Genomic DNA, 17,407 nt, shown 5'->3' with positions numbered 1-17,407 from the left:
CTCGGTTCGAGCCCGAGAGGGGGCACTGAAGCAGATCGGTGCGGGCCGGTGCCGAGAGGCGCCGGCCCCTTCCATTTCCAGCGTTTCCGGCGCGTCGCCCGCAACCCCTACGACAACTCAAAGATTGTCAGGTGGTTCCGCCACATGCCGTCCGACGCACCCCGTCATCATCCGGGACTGTGCTTTTCGCCCCGTCAATGCGGGCCGGGCGAAGGGGTAGTCCGGAGCACGTCAACGGCGGTCGGTATACCGTTGCCTGTCGGCCGGCCGCTGCCGTCATCCTCCCCCGTGGAGCTACGATACTGGCCCGTAGCACGGATCGGTGAGCCGCCAGAACGCGGTCTGCTTGGCGACTCCGGCGGCGTTGGCCGCGTCGCGGACACTCCTCCCAGCCGCCAGTTCGGCGGCGAATCCCTCGGCGGAATGTTGCCCACGGCCTGCCGCCTCGCTCGTTATCCCCGTCATAGCTGTGGGCTTCCCGCGACCGTCACTATCTATGACGGACGCGTGGGGCGCTCTGAGCTCATCACCCAGCACCAATCGTGGACCCGATTCTTGCCGAATTCGGCCGACCCGTCTTGACTGAACACCCGTTCACAATCTACACCTGAGGCATGGGTGCCCTCGTCGGGTTCGGCGACGCCGACGCCTTCTACGCCAGCGCCGAGGTCGTCCGCCGCCCGTGGCTGCGCGGGATGCCGGTTGGCGTCCTCGGCAACCAGGGGGCGTGCGTCATCGCCCGGTCCTACGAGATGAAGTCACGCGGCGTGAAGGTCGGCGAGCCGATCTGGGATGCCGTCGTGAAGTGCCCCGACGGCATCTACCTCAAGCGCGACTTCCGCTGGTACGAGGAACTGAGCCGCAAGATCCAGCGCGAGCTCGGGACGTTCTCCCCGACCGTCGAGTACTACTCGATCGACGAGTGTTTCTGGCGAGCCGTCCCCGAGTCCGGCCGGACCTGGCAGCAGACCGCCGAGGCCGTCCGGGCGCACGTCCGCGCCCGCGTCGGCGTGCCGATGACGGTCGCCTACGCCCGTAGCCGCACCCTGGCGAAGCTCTTCGCCGACACGTCCAAGCCGAACGGCGCAATCGCCGTAACCGACCCCGACCACGAGACCGCGCTGCTCGCCCGGCTCCCCGTCACCGAGATCGCCGGCATCGGCGCCCGCCGGGCGGCGAAGCTCGAAAAGTACGGCATCCGCACCTGCCTCGACTTCCGGAAGGCACCCGGGCACCTGATCCGCCAACTCCTCACGATCCGCGGGCACGACCTGTGGCGGGAGTGCAACGGCGCACCGGCCGACCCGATCCGCCCGGAGCGCACGCCGCACAAGAACATCTCCCGCGGCGGGTCGCTCGCCGGCCGCGTCCGCGACGCCCTCAGCCTGTACGGGTGGCTCGTCCGCAACGTGGAACGGCTGATCGAGGAACTGCACTACCACGTCGTCCGGCCGCGGGTGCTCACCGTGTACGTGAGCTACCACGACGCCCCGGGGGCCGGCGGGTCGGTCAACCTCAACGTCCCGTCCGACCGGTTCGACGAGTTGTTGGAGGCGGCGAAGGTCGGGCTGCGGAAGGCGTGGCGGCGGGGCGAGTCGGCGACGCACATGCACCTCATCGCGTCGCGGCTGGTCCGGCCGCCGGGGTGGCAACAAAGCTTGTTCGACGCGCCCGACCCGCGGGCCGACGCCGTCGCCCGGGTGAAGCGGGAGGTGAACGAGCGGTTCGGGCGGTTCACGCTGCGGTCGGGGGCCACGCTGTTCGCCAACGACTTCTATCTCGACCCGGCCAACGACTTCGACGTCTGCGACATCCGGGGGAAGTTCTGCTTCTGAGGGGCCGTCGTGACCGGGTTCGCGCTCACCACCGCCGAGTTACCCGCGGCGCTGCTCGACGGCGTGGCGGCGCGCGTCCACCGGCGGGGCGGGGCCGACGAGGTGCAGTTCCACTGGTGGCAAGAGCCGGCCGTTCTACCGGTCCGGTGGGACGGGGCGCTGCGGCTGCTGCGGTGGGGGTGCAAGGACCGGCGCTCCCGCCTGCCGCTCGGCGGGTGGCTGACCGAGGAAGCCGTGGAGGCGGTCGCCGGGGCGCGGCCGGAGCTGGCGCTGGTGCCGGCGAACCTCGGCCACATCAACGGGCGGTGGCTGCTGATCGACGTGGGGGTGCGCGGGGTAGTTCTGCCGGCCGTGCGGGGTGAGCCGGTCGTGTACGTCCTCGTGCGCCCGTCCACCAACTACTACCGGAACCTGTCGGGGCAGGAGCCGATGATGCCGGTGTTCGAGAATCAAGTCGTCTGACCGGCCGGGCCGATGACGCCGGTATGTGCGGCCGCTTCACCCGGACGAAGACCGTCAAGGAAGTCGCCCGGCTGTTCGAGCTGGCCGAGCCCCCGCCGGAACTGGCGCCGCGGTACAACATCGCGCCGACGCAGCAGGCCGCGGTGGTCGGGCTGAAGCCGGACGGGGTGACGCGCGGGCTCATCCAAATCCGCTGGGGGCTGGTGCGCGAGGAGCGGCACCTGAAGGGGGCGCCGCTGGTGAACGCCCGCGCCGAGACGGCGGACACCCGGCCGACGTTCTCCGACCTGCTCGAAAGCCGCCGCTGCCTCGTGGTCGCCGACGGGTTCGTGGAGTGGCGGAAGGACCACCCCGGGAAAGACCCGCACCTGTTCGGGCTGAAGTCCAACGAGCCGTTCGCGTTCGCCGGGCTGTGGGACGTGTGGCACCCGCCGGCCGGCGGGAAGCCGATTCTCAGTTTCTGCATCCTGACGACGGACCCGAACGAGCTCCTGAAGCAGTTGCACGATCGGATGCCGGTGATCCTGCGGCCGGACGACTTCGGCCGGTGGCTCGACCCCGACGCAGGCACCGCCGAGGTGCGGTCGCTGCTACACCCGTACCCGGCGGACGAGATGACGGCGGTGGCGCTCACCACCCGGATCAACTCGCCGCGGAACGATGACGTGGCGTGCCTCGAACCGCTTCACGTCTAAACCGTTCCACCTACCTGCTCGTCGCTGCACCAGGCACTGCAAAGCCTCGTCGTTCGTGGACGCAACCGAACTCTTCCACCTGGGGCTACGCCAAACGGGTCACGGTGACAAGCTCGTGCGTGGGGTCCCCACCACCATCCGATACGCGGAACTCTGGCATCGCAGCGGCGAGCCGAGCCACGACGAGCGTCTTCGCGCCTGGGCCGGCGAGTGCCGCGGGCGGGAGTTGGAGGACGACGTGCCGGTCGTCCGTCGCCCACGCGCGGAGTTGGTAGGCGGGCGGGATGTCGCCGGCGGTGGGGCAGGTCACCCGTATGGTCGCGGTCATGTTTGTCTCCTGTCGCCCGGCCAATAACTTTATATCGCAAAGCGACAGCCCGTGCAAGAGCCGTGGCTGTGAACTGGCTTGGCGAGCGCGAGGCGTCAGTCGGGTCAAGGTGGAAAGAGCTCGAGCGGGATCCGACGGGCGAATGACGGCTAGCCATCAAGTTAGAAATACAATGCCGTTGGTCTGAAACTGCCCATCGTCACCAGGCGTCAGAACGGTGCCGGGCCGGGCTCGGGCGAGTTCCCGCACATCCTGGAGATCATCATGGTTCCCCGGTTCGCGTTCGTGACCCTCTGTGCGGGTGGGCTGCTCGCCGTCGGGGCGGCCCACGCCCCCGTCGATGCCCAGACCGCCCCGCCGGCCGAGGCCGAGGCGGCGCAGCTGGCCACCGACGCCTACGTCTACGGCTACCCGCTGCTCACGATGGAGTACACCCGCCGGGTCATGACCAACACGGCCGAGCCGAAGGGCACGCACGCCCCGATGGGACAGTTCGTGCGGATGCGGGCCTACCCGGACGCCAAGTTCCGCGACGTGACCGCTCCGAACGCCGACACCCTCTACTCGACCGCGTGGCTCGACCTCGGCAAGGAGCCCTACGTCCTGTCCCTGCCGGACATGGGCGACCGGTACTTTCTCATGCCGATGCTCGACGGGTGGACCAACGTGTTCGAGGTGCCCGGCACCCGCACGACGGGGAACAAGGCCCAGGCCTACGCGATCACCGGGCCGGGCTGGAAGGGCACCATCCCCGCGGGGCTCAAGGAACTCAAGGCGCCCACGAACCTGGTCTGGGTTCTCGGCCGGACGTATTGCACCGGCACCGCGGAGGACTACAAGGCGTGTCACGCGGTCATGGACCGGTACGACCTCCGGCCCCTGAGTGCCTACGGCAAGGCGTACACCCCGCCGCCGGGGACGGTGGACCCTGCCGTCGACACGAAGACGGCGGTCCGCGAGCAGGTGAACAAGCTCGACGGGGCGGCGTACTTCGGCCTCCTCGCCCGGCTGATGAAGGACAACCCGCCGGCCGCGGCGGACGGCCCGATGGTTGCCAAACTCGCGCGGCTCGGCGTGGCCCCCGGCCAGGCCTTCGACGCCGCCAAGCTCGCCCCCGCGGTTGCGGCGGCGGTGGCACAGGCACCGAAGGCGGGTGTCGAGCGCATCACGCGGCACTTCAAGGACGCCGGCACCCTCGAGAACGGGTGGACGTTCACGACGAAGGCCGGCGTGTACGGCACCGCGTACCTCCAGCGGGCGTTCATCACCGCCATCGGGCTCGGGGCGAACCGGCCCCAGGACGCCGTGTACCCGACCTCGGAGGTGGACGCGGACGGGAAGAAGTACACCGGGGCGAACAGGTACGTGCTGCACTTCGGGAAGGGAGAGGCGCCGCCGGTCAACGCCTTCTGGTCGGTGACGATGTACGACGCGCACTACTTCTTCGTGAACAACCCGCTCAACCGGTACACGGTCAGCCCCCGGAACGACCTGAAGTACAACCCGGACGGGTCGCTGGACCTCTACATCCAGCACGAGTCGCCGGGGGCGGGCAAGGAGTCGAACTGGCTCCCGGCCCCGCGGGGCGAGTTCGTCCTGATGATGCGACTGTACTACCCGAAGGCGACGGCCCCGTCGATTCTCGACGGCACCTGGAAGGTCCCGCCGGTCCGGGTCGTGCGGTGAGCGGGTGAGCCGTCAGGCCGCGCACCCGCCGAGCAAGGCGTCCAGCCGGGAGACCGCGAAGACCCGGCGGACGTCGGGGCGGACGTTCAGCAGGGTCAACCGGCCGCCGGCCGCCTTCAGTTCGCGGTCGAGCGCGACGAACCGCGACAGCGCCACGCTCGTCAGGAACGCGACCGCCGAGAGGTCGAGCGCGAGGCCGGGGTCGCCTGCGGCCCGGATTCCGGCCAGTTCGCGGTCGAGTGCCTCGGCATCGCTGGCCGTCAGGGTCCGGATGCGGATCGCGTGAACGGACATCGTTGATCCTCGTGGTGTAGCTCGCGGCGACTGTGCCAGGTAGACGAGCGGGGGGGCGGTTCCTCGACACGGGCTCAGGAATTTTTCTTTTCTTGCACGACGCGGCGCGGCCGGCGGCACTAACAGGGGAAACGCCCGCCCCCGAGGTGCCGCCGTGGCCCAGCTCACGCTCCGAACCCTACTCGCGTACCTCGACGACACCCTCGAAGCGAACGTGGCGCGCGAACTCGGCAAGAAGGTCGCCGAGAGCGACGTGGCCCGCGAACTCGTCGAGCGGATCAAGAAGATCACCCGCCGCCGCCGCCTCCAGACGCCCGACGCCGTCGGCGACGCGGAGGACATCTCCGACCCCAACACCGTCGCCGAGTACCTCAGCAACACCCTCGACGCCGACCAGGTGCAGCGGCTCGAACAGGCGTGCCTCGACTCCGACGTGTACCTCGCGGAAGTCGCCGCGTGCCACCAGATTTTGACGGTCGTACTGGCCGAGCCGGTGCGGGTGCCGCCGTCGGCGCGGGAGCGGATGTACAAACTCGTGCCGCCGCCGGGCGGGTCGCGGAAGGCCCGCACGCGGCCGAACCTCCCCGTCATCGGCGGGGCCGCGGCCGCCGAAAAGCCCGACGCCGAAGACGCCGACGCGGCCCTGCTCCTCGGCATGAACCGCTTCGGCGCCGGGTCGGCCGGTCGGCGGGCCGGCATGGCCGCGGTCGGCGCCGGCATCGCGGCGCTGCTGGCGGTCGCCGTCTACATGGCGATCCCGGGCCGGCACCCCGAAGTGCCCGCGACGGCGCCGCCCGAGGTGGCGTCGGCCGTTCCCGCGCCGCGGCCGGTTCCCGCGCCGAAGCCGCCCGACCCGGAGCCGACGCCGCCGGTCACGCCGATGCCGACGCCGCCGGTCACGCCGATGCCGACGCCGCCGGACATGGTGAAGGAGCCGGGCAAGAAGGGGCCGCCCGAAATCGCCGCGCCGCGGGCCGACCGGCTGGCCGTCGGCAAGGCGACGCTGCCGAACGTGCTGCTGGTGACGCGCCCGGCCCCGGACGCCAAGTGGACGCGGCTCGACCCCGGCACCGACGGCGTGGTGTCGTCGAACGACGAGGTGGTGAGCCTCCCCGGCTACAAGGCGGAGGTGAAGCTCGACACGGGCGTGACGGTGTCCCTGTGGGGGAACGTGCCGGATCTGGTGCCGGCCCGGCTGCTGGAGTCGCGGGTGCGGTTCCACGCCCCGACCGCGAAGGACGGCGGCGGGTTCGAGCACGACGCCGACCTGACGCTCATCGCCGGCCGCGTGTACCTGACGCCGACGAAGGGGAGCGAGCGCGTCCGCGTCCGCGCCGCCGGCGAGGTCTACGACTTCACCCTGCCGGAGCGGGCGGAGGTGGCCGTCGAGCTGACGGTGGCGCACGAGCCGGGGGCGATGTTCCTCCGCACCGCCGGCCCGGCCCCGCGGGCCGAGTTGAAGGTGGCGGTGTTGCGCGGGTCGGCGGGCGTCGCGGTCCCGGCGCGCGGCGTGACGCACGCCAAGATCGACGCCCCGGCCCAGCTGTCGTGGGACAGCAAGGCCGGCGGCAAGCCGACGGCCCCGGCCCCGGTCGACAAGGCGAACACGTACTTCGACAAGTTCCCGCTCGTGCCGTCGGAGCAGGGGAAGGCGGTGCAGAAGGCGCTCTCCGACGTGACCGGCCGGCTCGCCGACAACGACCGGGCGCAAATCCTGATGACCGAGCTGGTGACGCAGCCGCCGATGATGGGGCAGTACTTCCAGGGCGTCATCGGCATCTACGGCCTGGCCGCGGTGGCGTCGTCGGCCGACGACCTCAAGACGCTCGTGGACGTGCTCACCGACGAGACGCGCGGCCCGCAACGCATCGCGGCGGCGACGGCGCTGGCGGCGTGGCTGGCGCGGTCGGCCGACAACACCGCGGCGCTCGGGGCCGTGCTCGACATGAAGATACCCGCCGACGGCGTCGCGGACCTGGTGTTGCGGCTGCTGCGCGGGGCGGTGACCCCGGCCGCGCCGGAGCCGGTGGAACTGGACCGGCTCGTCGATCAGCTAGGGCACCCGTCGGTGGCGGTGCGAGAGCTGGCGCTGTGGAACCTGATCACGCTCGCCGACCCCGCCGCGGCGCGGGTGCCGGGGCTGGTTCAGGACGTGGGGATGGGGAGCGGGATGATGCACGAGCGATTCGTGCGGGCGTGGCGGGCGCGCGTCGAGGAGATCAAGAAGCGGCCGCCGGCGAAGAAGTGATCGCTTCCGCCGCTCGCGGCGTAGCGGCCCACGAGCCGCTACGCCGCGAGCGGCGATGTCCTACCGGTTGAACAGAAACTCCTTGCTGTTCAGCAACGCCCAGAACACGTCCTGGTAGAACGCCGCGCGGTCGGCTGCCCCTGCCCGGTGGGCCGATATCACGCCTCGCTCGTCCGCGGCCGGCAGCCGGCCGAGCGTCCGCAGGAACACCGCATCGAGCAACTTCGCGTCGTCCTTCTCGGCGGCCAGCGACCGCGCCAGCCAGCCGCTCGCGTTTTGCACCTTCCCGACGGTCGTGCTGCCGCCGAGGATGTGGAGCACCGCCGGGAGCGTCACGTCGCCGGACCTCTCGCAGGCACACGCGGTCACGCGGTCGGAGCGGCCGAACATGCGAAGAAAATCCGACGCCGTCCCCGGGTCCGGCACCTGCACCGCCCGCGTGCCGAGTGGGTAGCCGTCGAACCGTTCGGGCACGCCGGTCACGTCGGTGATCGCGTCGAGCAGCACCTCGGCCGGCAGACGGCGGGCGTAGTAGTGCGAGTAGTAGCGGTCGTCGGTGGCGTTCCCGGCGCGCGTCGCGGCCGAGAGCTGGTACGCGCGGCTCGTCAGGATCAGCCGCATCAGCGCCCGCAGGTCGTACTTCTTCGCCACGAACTCGGCCTTCAGCGCCGCCCACAGCAGCGGGTTCGTCGGCGGGTTCGTCGCCCGCAGGTCGTCGACCGGCTCGACGAGCCCGACGCCGAGGTAGTGCCGCCACACGCGGTTGACCATCGCCCCGGCGAACGCCTCGTTCTTCGCGTCGGTCACCCACTTCGCCAGCGCCTGCCGCGGGTCGTCGGTCGGCGCGGCGTCGGCGGCGGTGCGGTCGAGTGGGCGGGCCTTCATGAACTGCCCCGTCCGCGGCTGCGTCACGCCGACGGGGTTCTTGTTCTGGTTCTGGTCGGGGTGCGAGATCAGTAGCGTGGTCAGTCCCCACCGGGCCTCGCGGCGGTCGAGGCTCACGCGGCTGAAGTACGCGGCGAAGTGGTAGAAGTCGTCCTGCGTGAACCGCTCCAGCGGGTGGTTGTGGCAGCGGGCGCAGCCGATGCGGGTGCCGAGCAGCGCCTGCGCCACGCTCTCGGGCGCCTCCGACTTCTCGCCGTGCCGCTGCTCGCCGACGGTGACGATGAAGTAGCCGACTGCGGGGTTGCTGGTGACGCCCCCGGATGCGGTGAGCACGTCGCGGGCGAGTTCGTCCCACGGCCGGTTCGCGGCCACCTGCTCGCGCAGCCACAGGTGGAACGAGCGCACGCCCTTCACGCCGCGCACGTCGTGGTCGCGTTCCTTGCGGTTCTGGAAGATGTCGCCGAGTTGCAGCGCCCAGTAGTCGCTGAACTCGGGCCGACTCAGCAGCGAATCAACGAGCTTCTCGCGCTTCTTGGGGTCGCGGTCGGCGAGGAACGCGGTCACCTCCGCGGGCGTCGGCAGGAGGCCGCAGCTGTCGAGGAACGCCCGGCGGACGTACTCGGCGTCGGTGCAGTCGTCGGACGGCTCGATCCGCAGCTCGCGGAGGCGGGCGAAGACGTGGTCGTCGACCAGGTTGTTCCGCGCCTTGAAGCGCGTGTCATCGACGGGCCGGTCGTGCGGGATGGTGAAGACGGCGACGGCCACGTCGGTCTGGAACATGGCCCGCACCGCGGCCGACCCGGCCCGCACCGCCTTCGCCTCGCCCGTCGGCGACACCGACACCGTGCCGGCGTCGTTGGCGTCGAACTTGGTCAGCCACGTCACGTCCTTCTTGGAGCCGTCCGCGAACGTGGCGGTGGCGACGAGCGGCGTCGTGTCGCCGGGCTTCACCACCTTGCTGTTCGGCGTGATGCTGAGGCGGCTGAGGGCGGGGTCGCTCTTGTTCGGCCCGGGGGCGCCGGCCTTCACCCACGCCAGCAGCGTGGCGTACTCGCGGCTGCCGACGCCGAACAGCCGGCCGCCCTCGTGCGGCACGGCGCCGACCGCCTTTTGCAGCAGCAGGCTCGCTTCCGGCTTGGCCGGGTCGATGCGGCGGCCGTCGAACTCGCGCGTCAGGTAGCGGTGGTCCTGCTCGGGGGCGTAGCCGCGGAGCGATAGCCGGAAGCCGTTCTGGCCGTTCCCCTTGCCGTGGCACCCGCCCTGGTTGCAGCCCGACCGCGTGAGGATCGGTACGACCTCGTTCAGGAACGACGGCGCGGGCTCGGCCCGGACCGACGGCGTGACCGCACCGACGACGAACGCGACGGCGAACCAGCGCATGGAGGTCTCTCGACGGGCGGGCGGGAAGCGGGGTCTGGCGGGGTCCGACCGGGTTCAGTTTACGCGACCGTTCCGGGGCGAGCAAGCGAAGCGACTGGCTCAGATTTGAGCCCGAGCCGAGGGCTGAACCAGCCCATCACCCCTCCGCGTTGATGCGGTCCACGAGTTCCCGCAGCCGGCCAATTTTGTGCCGGCTGAACCGGAACCGCAGCCGCGGCAGTTCGCTCAGCGCTGGCTCGTTTGACTCCTCCGGCAGCGCCGCCACCTGCTCGAAACTCCCCCCCGCCAGGATGTCGCCGAAGTCGCGACGGACGCCGTCCAGCACCGCGTCCGTCAGTTGCTTCTGGAGCCGCAGCACGAGGTGGCCGCGGACGTACCGCATGCTGTGGTACACCCGGTAGAACTGCGTCACCTCGGCGACCGCCTCGTCCACCGAGTCGGTGATCTTGTACAGCGCCGTGTCCGCCGGCGAGATGTAGCCGCGGTCGAACAACTGCTCGCGGATGAAGCGGTCCCACGCCGCCCAGTACGTGCCGCCGGGCTCGTCCACCATTACCAGCGGGAACAGGTGGCTCTTGCCGGTCTGGATGAGCGTCAGCGCCTCGAACCCCTCGTCGTGGGTGCCGAACCCGCCGGGGAACAACACGATCGCCTCGGACTCCTTGATGAACATCAGCTTGCGGGTGAAGAAGTACCGCAGGGTCATCAGCTTCGGGTCGCCGTGGACCACCGGGTTGGCCGACTGCTCGAACGGCAGCAGGATGTTCAGCCCGAAGCTGTTCTCCCGCCCGGCCCCGACGTGGCCCGCCTCCATGATGCCGTTGCCGGCGCCGGTGATGACCATCCACCCCTCGGCCACGATCCGCCGGCCGAACTCCTCGGCGGCGCGGTACGCCGGGTGGTCGGGCCGCGTGCGGGCGGAGCCGAACACCGTCACCTTGCGGCGGTCGCGGTAGCCGGCGAACACCTTCAGGCAGTAGCGCAGCTCGCGCATCGCCGTCGCCAGGAGCTTCACGTCGGCGCGGGCGGCCCGGTCGCGGAGGAGTTTGTCGGCCGTCTCCTTGATCTGCGCCACGTACTCGTCCGGGCCCGGCTCGGCGTACGGCCGCTCCGGCGTCGGCTGGTCGGGCTCGCTGAGCGCGTCGAACGGAGTTTTGGGGGCCGGGTCGGGCGGCGGCATCAGCACCTCCGGGAGGGGAGTGGGCTTCCTCCAGTCTACGCACGCCGGTGCGCCGACCGAAGGAAGGGCCGCTCGATCAGCCGGTACGACGCGGCGGCCGCGAGGTACGAAAGTGCCACCACGACGATCGCAAACGCCCACTCGCGGCCGGGGTCGCCGCCGGTCAGCCCCGGCCAGGCCCGGCGGGTGAACGCGATCACGGGCATGTGCCAGAGGTAGATGCCGAACGACAGGGTGGCCGTGACGGCCGCGAACCGGCAGTCGGCCAGCGCCCCGAGCAGGCGCGAGCGGCTCAGGGCGACCAGCACGGCGGCGACGAGCGCCGGGAAGACCGGCCAACGGTCGGGAATGAACGCGACGGTCCGGTACTCCAGCACGCGGGCGGCCGGCGGGAGCACCTCGTGCTGCTCGACGACGGCCAGGGCGAAGTCGGCGGCGGTCACCGCGAGGAGGAGGAGCGCCAGCCCGTCGTACCAGTTTACCCGGCCGGCACCGGCCCGGGCACCGCCGCGCACGATCGCGTACCCGGCCAGCACGCCGAACAGGAAGTGCGTGAAGAGGCCGATCGGGTTGTGCCGCGGCAGCCACCAGGCGGCGATGCGCTGGAGCCGGTCTGCCGGCTCGTCCGCCGCGATGGCGCATTCGGGCCACCGACTCACCAGCACCCACTGCCCGAACGCGATCCCCCCCATCCACGCCAGCGTGTACACCACCGGAAGCACCCGGCCGCGGGTGCGAAACAGCCCCACGGCCCAAACCGGCAGCAGCGCGTAGAACACGGCCTCGACGCCGATGGACCACGTCGGGGGGCTCAACTCGGTCGGGAAGTACGTCCTCCAGTGGAACGAGTTGGTGAACGTCAGGCTGCTCACGAGGCGCGTCAGGTCGGCGCCGGTGATGTTGCCCCTCTCGGCCCACTGCACGACCGCCAGGGTGAGCAGGCAGGCGTAGTAGCCGGGGACGATCCGTGCGAGCCGCTTCCGCGCGTACGCCCGGATGTCGGGCATCGGCCCGGCCCCGAGGTACGCCCGCCAGAACGGCAGGGACAAGAGCATCCCACTGAGTACGAAGAAGACGGCCACGCCGATCAGGCCGTTCTGCAACGCGAGGCGGGCAGCATTCGGCAGGTGCGTGAGCGATTCCATACTCAGGTGGTGGAACAGCACGAGCAAGCAGGCGAACGCCCGCACCCCGTCGGCGCCGGGGGTCCGCGGTGGCGCGGGCGGTGGTGTCATGGGGGCCGGGGGTCGGAGGCACGGGTCGCCGCCCGAAGGATAGCACCCCCGCCGGGCCCGCGAGGAAGTCTTTCCCGCGGGGGGGCTCGTGGCGTATCCTTCTGGGAGCCCTTCCGCCGAGGTCTGCGTCGATGAGTCAGCTTGTCGTGGAGCCGCCGAGCGAGCGCGTTTCGCACCCGCACCGCACCATCGAGAACGTCCCCGGCCGGCTCGGCACCGTACCCGTCAACCGGGTGATGTCCGCCGCCGGGATGCCGTGGCAGCGGCGCCTGTCCCGCGCGGCGCTGATGGTGCCGGCGATCCGCCACTGGGAGCGGGTCCACCTCAAGCTCAACGACGACGACCTGAAGGGCGTCAGCATGGCCCTCCGCGGCAAGGCCCGCGGCAAGGTCAGCCTCGACAAGCTCCTCCCCGAGGCGTTCGGCCTCTGCTCCGTCGCCATCCAGCGGGTGCTCAACATCCGCCCGTTCGACGTGCAACTGGCCGCCGGCGTCGTCATGCACTTCGGCGGGCTCGTCGAACTGGCCACCGGCGAGGGCAAGACCGTCAGCGCCAGTTCGCCGGCGTTCCTGAACGCGCTGCTCGGCAAGGGGTGCCACGTCACCACGGTGAACGACTACCTCGCCAAGCGCGACGCCGAGTGGATCGGGCCGGTGTACGAGAAGCTCGGCCTGACCGTCGGCGTGCTCCAGCAGAAGATGGACGACGCCGTCCGCGTCGCCGCGTACAAGGCGGACATCACCTACGGCACCGCCGCCGAGTTCGGGTTCGATTTCTTGCGCGACCGGTTGAAGCTCCGCGGCGGGCAGGCGGCGACGGCCCCGTTCTGGGCGCCGTTCATGCCCGGGGCGAGCGGCCAGGCCAAGACCGACCCGCGCGTCCAGCGCGAGCTCCACTACGCCATCGTGGACGAGGCCGACAGCATCTTCATCGACGAGGCCAAGACGCCGCTCATCATCGCCAACCCGACGCGGCCGGCCGAGCCCGAGGAGCAGGTGGTGTTCGTGTGGGCCGACAACGTGGCCCGCGAGATGCGCCGCGACCAGCACTTCACGCTCAACCTGAAGAAGGACAAGATCGAGATCACCGACGAGGGCCGGCAGCTGGTGCGGTACTCGAACCCGCCGACGGGCAAGAACGCCAAGGCGATGGACAAGCTGCTGGAGTCCGTCGAGAAGGGGCTGCACGCCTACTACCGGTTCGCCCGCGACCAGCACTACATGGTCAACCCGAAGGACGGCAAGATCGTCATCATCGACGAGGGGACCGGCCGGCCGATGCCCGACCGCCACTGGCGCGACGGGCTGCACCAGGCGGTCGAGGCGAAGGAAAAAGTGCAGATCAACATGCCGAGCGACCACGCGGCGCAGATCACCTTCCAGAACTTCTACCGGCTGTACACGAAGCTCGCGGGCATGAGCGGCACCCTGCTGCCGAACTTCTGGGAGTTGCGGAAGGTGTACCGCCGCTGGACGAGCAAGGTGCCGACGAACCGGCCGACGATGCGCCAGGTGATCCCGGACCAGGTGTACCCGACGGAGGACGCCAAGTTCGACGCGGTGGTGCGGAAGACCCAGGAGATGCTGAAGACGCACCGCCCGGTACTGATCGGCACGCGCACCGTGGAGGCGTCGAAGAAGCTGAGCGCGAAGCTGACGGCGGTGGGGGTGCGGCACCGCGTCCTGAACGCCGAGCAGAACGAGGGCGAGGCCGAGGTGGTGGCCGCCGCCGGCCAGCCCGACACCGTGACGGTGGCGACGAACATGGCCGGCCGCGGCACCGACATCAAGCTCGGCGAGGGCGTGGCCGAGGCCGGCGGGCTGCACGTGATCGGCACCGAGCGGCACGAGGCCGAGCGGATCGACCGCCAGCTCCAGGGCCGCGCCGGCCGCCAGGGCGACCCCGGCAGCGCGCAGTTCATGCTGTCGCTGGAGGACCAGCTGCTGGAGGGGCTCGGGTCCGCGAAGCAGCGCGAGCTGAACGAGCTGGGGAAGGCGGGCGGCAACCGCGACTGGAACCAGTACGCGCCGCTGTTCCGCCTCGCGCAGCAGCGGATCGAGCGGAAGCACTACCGGCAGCGGCTCGACCTGATGAACTACGACAAGCACCGGCAGGAGATGCTCCAGGACATCGGCGCCGACCCGTACGTGGATTGATGCTGCCGCTCGCAGGGGTGCACGGTTCCACCTTTCGGGCGGCGCCCTTTGACACCCTCCCGGCGCGGGGTTACACTCCGGACTTGACACCCGCCAGAAGGTTGTACCGTGTCTGATGCACCAACGCCGGACGGCGACGTGGTCGTGGTGGCCGAGGAGGAGCCGCGCTGGCAGTGGGTCCGCCGCGGGGCGTTCGTCGCTCTCGCGCTGGCGCTCGTGTGCCTCGGCGTGGCCCGCGTCGCGGGCGTGACTAAGGCCGACGAGAAGGTGCTGTACTTCCTCGCCGCCGCCGGGCTCGTGCTGATGCTGGAGCGCGTCACAGAGTTCTCGGTCGGCAAGGACGGGGTGACCGCGAAGCTCGCCCGACAGGCCTACCAGTTGGCCCAGGCGAACCGCAAAATCGTGTCCGGCGAGGTGGGCGGCAAGCCGGCCGGCGCCGTACCCGCTGGGCCGCCCGTCGGCGACCCGCTCGCGGCGGTCGGCGGACGCTCGGTCGATCCCAACGACCGCAACAAAGGGCAGTTCGGCGGTAGCCCTACGGCCAACGGCTGGACGGTCGAAGTCGGCGGCATCAAGCCGCTCCCCGGCGAGTTGTGTCAGTTCGTCGTCCGGGTGTCGCGGCAGGCCACCGGCCAACCTGCCGCGGAAGCGATCCTGTACCTGCACGACACGTTCCGCGCGTCCGAACGGCGCCTGGCCGTCGGGTCCGGCGTCGCTACGGAAACCATCGTCGCGTACGGCGGCTTCACCCTCGGGGTCGAAGTGAAAGACGGCCAAACCCCGCCGACCCGGTTGGAGCTCGACCTGGCGAACGACACCCGCTTCCCGCAGTGGTTCCGCGAGCGGTGACCGGACTACGCCCGCACCGCCCCGCCGTTCACGCGGTACGTCTGGCCCGTCACGAAGCCCGCCGCCGGCGACGCCAGCCACACCGCGGCCGCGGCCACGTCCTCGGGCAGCCCCCAGACGCCGAGCGGCGTTTCGCGCCGCACCCGCTCCTGCCAGGTCGGCGACGCCGACTCGCCCCACGCCGTGCGAATCCACCCGGGCGCGAGGCAGTTCACGCGCACCTCCGGCGCCAGGCTCAGCGCCAGCGACCGGGTGAAGCACATCACCGCCCCCTTCACCGCGGCGAAGAGTTCGCCGCTGTCGCCCTCCATGCCGGTCTCGGCCTGGTCCCAGCCGACGGTGAGGATGACGCCGCGGCCGCGCGCCTTCATGCGGGCGCCGAGGTTGCGGCCGAGCCGCATCGTCGCCTTCAGGTCGACAGCGAGGAGGGCGTCGAGCTTCTGGTCGAACGACCAGCTCGCGGCGTCGCCGGTGAGCGTGTCGGCCCCGGCGTTCAGGACCACGATGTCGAGGCCGCGGACCTTTTCCCAGGCCGCATCGGCCAGTCGGTCGCACGCTTCCGGGTCGCTCAGGTCCGCGGCCAGATGAGCCCACTGGGGTGGAGGGGGTGGCTCTCGGCGGCCGTGCGTCAGGACGAACGCACCGGCCGTGCTCATCGCCGAGCAGATCGCACGCCCGATCCCGCGCGTCGAACCCGTCACCAGGGCTGACATGCCACGCAGTGTGTCGGTCGCGGGCGGTACGGGGCATGGAATCGGGCGCACATTCTCGGGCGGCACGTTCCCCCGAAGTTCGCGGATGGTCTTACCGAGGACGGGGTGAACCGTGTCGGCGGCGATGTCGAGCAACGGCTCGATGACGAACGCCCGCTCGTGCATCCGCGGGTGCGGCACGACGAGATCCGGAGTGTCGATCACCCGGTCGCCGTAGAGTAGGATGTCGAGGTCCACGGTGCGCGGCGAGTTGACGCCGGTACGAACGCGGCCGAACTGCCGTTCGATCTGCTGGAGTAGTCGGAGGATGTCTTTTGGGTCGCGGTCCGTCTCGACAGCGGCGGCGGCGTTGAGGTAGTCGCCGCTCGCGGGCGGGCAGTCAACCGGTGCCGTCTCGTAGTATCCCGAGACGCGGAGGAAGCGCAGCCCCGGCTCGGCTTCAAGGCGGCGGACGGCGGCGTCGAGCGTCGCCCGCCGGTCGCCGAGGTTGCTCCCGAGGCCGATGTACGCGACGGGCATGGCGGGCCGCCGTTACTTCTTCTTCGCGTCCTTCTTGTCGTCGGCGGCCGCGGCGTCGCCGGCGGCTTCCTTCTTCACCTTCTTGCGGAGGACGACCTTCGTCACGATCGTCTTCGGGATGCCGAACGGGCTCTGCTCGGCCTTGAACGAGCCGCTCTCCATCATCTTCTCGATCCGCTCGGCCCGGGTCATCACGCACCGGGTCCGCTTCATCCCGCCCTTGCGCTTCAGGCTCTTGTCGATGCTCATGGCTTCGCCGGGGGTCCGTTGGCTGGCGTCGGTCGCAACCGCGAATGGTGATCGTATGACCCCGGCACCGGCGCGACAACCGCCGGTCACACCCCGAGGGCGGTCCCGGCCCGCTCGGCGGCCTGCGGGGCGGTCAGCGGGCGGGCGGCGTCGCGGATGATCTCGGCCTTCACCCGGCGGGTCATCTTCAGCACGAACGCCGCGTCGCGGAGAATCTGCTCGGCCTCGGCGGTCCGGGCAACCGGGGCGGTCTTGGTGGCGTTGATGGTCGGGGTCATTTGCGGCTCCTGCCGGTGGGTTTTTGGTGTTGCTGTCGGGTACGATCGACTACCAAAGCAGTGGCCGTGCCGTACCGCAAGTCGCCCGTGCCGATTCCGGGCGGTTCGACGCAAAGCCCAGCCTGCAACAGCACTTCCGCCGCGGAGAAATCTTTGCCCCGGACCCGTGGCGGGTTCTGCCGGTTGTAAGTCCTGCGACTTGAGGGAAAGGGTACAATCCGCGCCGGCAGAAGGTACAGCCGCGGCGTCATCTCGCTCCCTTCGCCCGCCGGCAGCGCTCGGAGCAGTAGCGGACCTGGTCCCACACTTTCGCCCACTTCTTCCGCCAGGCGAACGGGCGGCCGCACGCCGGGCACAGCTTCGTCGGCAACTCGCGCTTCGGCACGTTCCCCTCCGCGTCGGTCGGCGGTACAAT

General features: G+C 70.6%; 16 protein-coding genes. 7 read left to right on the top strand and 9 right to left on the bottom strand.

Translation table 11 applies throughout. The features are described 5' to 3' along the window. The first annotated feature begins 614 nt into the window (after positions 1-614). Genes ETAA1_RS07830 through ETAA1_RS07820 form a run of 3 tightly spaced genes read left to right on the top strand, consistent with a single transcriptional unit; the run spans position 615 to position 2,992 of the window. Positions 615-1,835, top strand: coding sequence for a DNA polymerase Y family protein (locus ETAA1_RS07830; RefSeq protein ID WP_145235983.1), 1,221 nt, complete (start codon positions 615-617; stop codon positions 1,833-1,835). A gap of 9 nt (positions 1,836-1,844) precedes the next feature. Continuing rightward, entirely contained in the window at positions 1,845-2,297 is a 453-nt protein-coding gene (locus ETAA1_RS07825; protein ID WP_145235981.1) for a hypothetical protein, read from the top strand. A gap of 23 nt (positions 2,298-2,320) precedes the next feature. Further along, positions 2,321-2,992, top strand: a complete 672-nt coding sequence (locus ETAA1_RS07820) for an SOS response-associated peptidase (protein ID WP_145235978.1) — start codon at positions 2,321-2,323, stop codon at positions 2,990-2,992. An 85-nt stretch (positions 2,993-3,077) separates the two neighbouring features. Here ETAA1_RS07820 and ETAA1_RS07815 read toward each other — a convergent pair whose 3' ends face one another. Beyond that, positions 3,078-3,320, bottom strand: coding sequence for a hypothetical protein (locus tag ETAA1_RS07815; RefSeq protein WP_145235976.1), 243 nt, complete (start codon positions 3,318-3,320; stop codon positions 3,078-3,080). A 264-nt stretch (positions 3,321-3,584) separates the two neighbouring features. Between ETAA1_RS07815 and ETAA1_RS07810 the strand changes: the two genes are divergently transcribed. Next, positions 3,585-5,006: a DUF1254 domain-containing protein gene (locus tag ETAA1_RS07810; protein WP_145235975.1), complete on the top strand. Its 1,422-nt coding sequence runs from the start codon at positions 3,585-3,587 to the stop codon at positions 5,004-5,006. Between the two features lie 12 nt (positions 5,007-5,018). On the opposite strand, the gene ETAA1_RS31635 is transcribed toward ETAA1_RS07810, so the two are convergent. Then, positions 5,019-5,300, bottom strand: coding sequence for an STAS domain-containing protein (locus ETAA1_RS31635; RefSeq protein ID WP_202920739.1), 282 nt, complete (start codon positions 5,298-5,300; stop codon positions 5,019-5,021). A gap of 154 nt (positions 5,301-5,454) precedes the next feature. Between ETAA1_RS31635 and ETAA1_RS07800 the strand changes: the two genes are divergently transcribed. After that, positions 5,455-7,548: a hypothetical protein gene (locus ETAA1_RS07800; protein WP_202920738.1), complete on the top strand. Its 2,094-nt coding sequence runs from the start codon at positions 5,455-5,457 to the stop codon at positions 7,546-7,548. A 60-nt stretch (positions 7,549-7,608) separates the two neighbouring features. Here the strand turns inward: ETAA1_RS07800 and ETAA1_RS07795 are convergent, their stop codons facing one another. From ETAA1_RS07795 to ETAA1_RS07785, 3 genes are all read right to left on the bottom strand, one after another. After that, complete coding sequence (locus tag ETAA1_RS07795) at positions 7,609-9,813, bottom strand: DUF1549 domain-containing protein (protein ID WP_145235969.1); 2,205 nt, start codon at positions 9,811-9,813, stop codon at positions 7,609-7,611. Positions 9,814-9,949: 136 nt separating this feature from the next. Then, entirely contained in the window at positions 9,950-10,993 is a 1,044-nt protein-coding gene (locus ETAA1_RS07790) for an LOG family protein (protein ID WP_145235966.1), read from the bottom strand. 35 nt (positions 10,994-11,028) lie between these two features. Then, positions 11,029-12,228 (bottom strand): acyltransferase family protein, encoded by a 1,200-nt coding sequence (locus ETAA1_RS07785; protein ID WP_145235963.1) that lies wholly within the window; start codon positions 12,226-12,228, stop codon positions 11,029-11,031. A gap of 131 nt (positions 12,229-12,359) precedes the next feature. Here ETAA1_RS07785 and ETAA1_RS07780 point away from each other — a divergent pair, with 131 nt between their 5' ends. Continuing rightward, positions 12,360-14,384 carry a preprotein translocase subunit SecA gene (locus ETAA1_RS07780; protein WP_145235961.1) on the top strand — a complete coding sequence of 675 codons (2,025 nt, stop codon included), beginning with the start codon at positions 12,360-12,362 and terminating at the stop codon, positions 14,382-14,384. A gap of 108 nt (positions 14,385-14,492) precedes the next feature. Beyond that, positions 14,493-15,233 (top strand): pYEATS domain-containing protein, encoded by a 741-nt coding sequence (locus ETAA1_RS07775; protein WP_145235958.1) that lies wholly within the window; start codon positions 14,493-14,495, stop codon positions 15,231-15,233. Positions 15,234-15,238: 5 nt separating this feature from the next. Here ETAA1_RS07775 and folK read toward each other — a convergent pair whose 3' ends face one another. The 4 genes from folK to ETAA1_RS07755 all read right to left on the bottom strand — a co-directional run bounded on the left by folK (position 15,239) and on the right by ETAA1_RS07755 (position 17,377). Beyond that, a complete protein-coding gene (folK, locus tag ETAA1_RS07770; RefSeq protein WP_145235956.1) occupies positions 15,239-16,465 on the bottom strand; it encodes a 2-amino-4-hydroxy-6-hydroxymethyldihydropteridine diphosphokinase in 1,227 nt (408 codons plus the stop codon). 12 nt (positions 16,466-16,477) lie between these two features. Next, on the bottom strand, positions 16,478-16,714 hold the full coding sequence (locus tag ETAA1_RS07765; RefSeq protein WP_145235953.1) for a small basic protein: 237 nt from the start codon (positions 16,712-16,714) through the stop codon (positions 16,478-16,480). Positions 16,715-16,800: 86 nt separating this feature from the next. After that, positions 16,801-16,992: a hypothetical protein gene (locus ETAA1_RS07760; protein WP_145235951.1), complete on the bottom strand. Its 192-nt coding sequence runs from the start codon at positions 16,990-16,992 to the stop codon at positions 16,801-16,803. 247 nt (positions 16,993-17,239) lie between these two features. Beyond that, entirely contained in the window at positions 17,240-17,377 is a 138-nt protein-coding gene (locus ETAA1_RS07755) for a DUF2256 domain-containing protein (protein WP_145235949.1), read from the bottom strand. Positions 17,378-17,407: the final 30 nt, after the last annotated feature.

It is taken from the genome of Urbifossiella limnaea (assembly GCF_007747215.1).
GTDB lineage: Bacteria > Planctomycetota > Planctomycetia > Gemmatales > Gemmataceae > Urbifossiella > Urbifossiella limnaea.
Note: the sequence above shows the minus strand (reverse complement) of the source record. Positions and strands in the feature narration are given on the sequence as shown.

Excerpts from the sequence above, each read along its gene's own strand:
- ETAA1_RS07830 (WP_145235983.1), top strand. The coding sequence starts at position 615 with ATGGGTGCCCTCGTCGGGTTCGGCGACGCCGACGCCTTCTACGCCAGC.
- ETAA1_RS07820 (WP_145235978.1), top strand. The coding sequence starts at position 2,321 with ATGTGCGGCCGCTTCACCCGGACGAAGACCGTCAAGGAAGTCGCCCGG.
- ETAA1_RS07815 (WP_145235976.1), bottom strand. The coding sequence starts at position 3,320 with ATGACCGCGACCATACGGGTGACCTGCCCCACCGCCGGCGACATCCCG.
- ETAA1_RS07810 (WP_145235975.1), top strand. The coding sequence starts at position 3,585 with ATGGTTCCCCGGTTCGCGTTCGTGACCCTCTGTGCGGGTGGGCTGCTC.
- ETAA1_RS31635 (WP_202920739.1), bottom strand. The coding sequence starts at position 5,300 with ATGTCCGTTCACGCGATCCGCATCCGGACCCTGACGGCCAGCGATGCC.
- ETAA1_RS07795 (WP_145235969.1), bottom strand. The coding sequence starts at position 9,813 with ATGCGCTGGTTCGCCGTCGCGTTCGTCGTCGGTGCGGTCACGCCGTCG.
- ETAA1_RS07790 (WP_145235966.1), bottom strand. The coding sequence starts at position 10,993 with ATGCCGCCGCCCGACCCGGCCCCCAAAACTCCGTTCGACGCGCTCAGC.
- ETAA1_RS07785 (WP_145235963.1), bottom strand. The coding sequence starts at position 12,228 with ATGACACCACCGCCCGCGCCACCGCGGACCCCCGGCGCCGACGGGGTG.
- ETAA1_RS07780 (WP_145235961.1), top strand. The coding sequence starts at position 12,360 with ATGAGTCAGCTTGTCGTGGAGCCGCCGAGCGAGCGCGTTTCGCACCCG.
- folK (WP_145235956.1), bottom strand. The coding sequence starts at position 16,465 with ATGCCCGTCGCGTACATCGGCCTCGGGAGCAACCTCGGCGACCGGCGG.
- ETAA1_RS07765 (WP_145235953.1), bottom strand. The coding sequence starts at position 16,714 with ATGAGCATCGACAAGAGCCTGAAGCGCAAGGGCGGGATGAAGCGGACC.
- ETAA1_RS07760 (WP_145235951.1), bottom strand. The coding sequence starts at position 16,992 with ATGACCCCGACCATCAACGCCACCAAGACCGCCCCGGTTGCCCGGACC.